Consider the following 1,823-nt stretch of genomic DNA (forward strand, 5'->3'; position numbering starts at 1 on the left):
ATCAGGTAGTGGGCGTTCTTGGCCTCCACCAGCCATTTCGCGTGTTCGCGCTGGGTGTGGAGGGCGTCGGCGGTGACCACGGTGCCGGTCAGATCCCTCTCTGCCAATGTGGCGTAAGCCAGGCATACTGGATGATTCATTGAGTCGAGGGCGGAGAAGGAGTAGTGCCCCAGGTGGCCAGCACCAACGACCACGGGACCCCTGATCCGCAGGTAGAACCCCGTTCGACCGGACCGCGCCGGTACTCCGCGGAGTACAAGGCGAAGATCCTCGCCGAGTACGAGAAGCTCGACAAGCAGGGCAAGGGTGCTCTGCTCCGTCGGGAGGGCCTGTACTCGTCACTGATCACGAACTGGCGGGAGCAGCGCGACAGGGGCGCGAAGACGGCGCTCGCCGCGCCTGCTGGGCGGCCGAAGGCCGATCCGCGGGACAAGGAGATCGCCCGGCTGAAGGCCGAGAACGCCCGGCTTCAGACCGAGCTGGGCAAGGCCCGCACGGTCATCGAGGTGCAGGGAAAACTCTCCGCGCTGCTCGACCAGTTCGCCACGGACAGCGCCACGACGAAGCACGGCGAGAACACGTGACCATCCACACGGACACGGACACGGACACGGACACGGACACGGGGCGGGAGCCGGTGGCCGGCACGGTCTTCGAGGCCGCCCGGACTCAGGCCCTGGAGGACCTGACGAGCGTGGTCGGCCGGGTGAAGGCATGCTCCGCGCTCGGTGTGAGCCGGGCCACCTACTACCGCCACCACCGCCAGAGCCCGGCTCCCATCCGGCCCCGCCGGGAGCGTCGCCGTCATCCACGTGCCCTCGGCCTGGCCGAGGAGGCCAGGGTGCTGGAGGTGCTGCGGTCCGAGGAGTTCGCCGACATGGCGCCCGGCGAGATCTGCGCGGTCCTCCTCGACCGCGGCATCTACCTGTGCTCGGAGTCGACGATGTACCGGCTGCTGCGCAAGCACGGCGAGGTCCGCGAGCGGCGACGGCAGGCCACCCACCCGCCGCGCAAGAAGCCCGAGCTGGTCGCCGAGGAACCGAACCGGGTGTGGTCGTGGGACATCACCAAGCTGAAGGGCCCGGTCAAGGGCAGCTACTACTGCCTCTACACGATTATCGACATCTACAGCCGTTACACCGCCGGCTGGATGATCGCCGACCACGAGAACAAGGAACTGGCCGAGCGGTTCCTGTCTTCCACGATCGCCAAGTACGAGGTGGAACACGGGCAGTTGACGATCCACTCCGACCGGGGATCGCCCATGGTCGCCGAGAACGTCGCGCAGATGATGGCGAACCTCGGCGTCACCAAGTCGCACTCCAGGCCGAAAACCTCCAACGACAACCCCTACAGCGAGAGCCAGTACAAAACCCTCAAATACCGGCACGACTTCCCCGACCGGTTCGGCTGCATCGAGGACGCCCGCGCCTGGTGCGAGCGGTTCTTCGACTGGTACAACCTGGAGCACCGGCACTCCGGCATAGCCATGCACACCCCCTTCGACGTGCACTTCGGCCTCGCCACCCAGCTCCGCGAGATGCGCGCCGACGTCCTGGACGCCGTCTACACCAAGCACCCCGAACGCTTCGTCCGCAAGCCGCCCGAGCCCCCGAAGCTCCCCGCAGCCGCGTGGATCAACAAGCCCGACCAGCACACACCCGACGGCCAAACGATCCCGACACAGCGATAGAACGATCTACCTGCCTTGATCACATTGACAGGCTCCGTTTCGATGAACTCGTACTTGCTCGCTACCGGGGATCCTTCGCGAAGTACGCTGCGGCTTTTTTCAGGAAGCTGACTTCCATCTCAAGCTCACG

2 protein-coding genes and 1 pseudogene are annotated in these 1,823 nt (G+C 65.9%); 2 read left to right on the forward strand and 1 reads right to left on the reverse strand.

The genetic code is table 11. The features are described 5' to 3' along the window. Window positions 1-107: pseudogene (locus AB0M99_RS37705) on the reverse strand (transposase); the annotation flags it as partial. A gap of 66 nt (window positions 108-173) precedes the next feature. On the opposite strand from AB0M99_RS37705, the gene AB0M99_RS37710 reads away from it, so the two are divergent. Continuing rightward, window positions 174-584 carry a transposase gene (locus AB0M99_RS37710; RefSeq protein ID WP_365928778.1) on the forward strand — a complete coding sequence of 137 codons (411 nt, stop codon included), beginning with the start codon at window positions 174-176 and terminating at the stop codon, window positions 582-584. Next, on the forward strand, window positions 581-1,693 hold the full coding sequence (locus AB0M99_RS37715; RefSeq protein ID WP_365928780.1) for an IS3 family transposase: 1,113 nt from the start codon (window positions 581-583) through the stop codon (window positions 1,691-1,693). Before AB0M99_RS37710 ends, AB0M99_RS37715 begins: the two co-directional genes overlap by 4 nt. Window positions 1,694-1,823: the final 130 nt, after the last annotated feature.

This window comes from Streptomyces sp. NPDC051183, from assembly GCF_040682455.1.
In the GTDB taxonomy this organism is placed as follows: Bacteria; Actinomycetota; Actinomycetes; order Streptomycetales; family Streptomycetaceae; genus Streptomyces.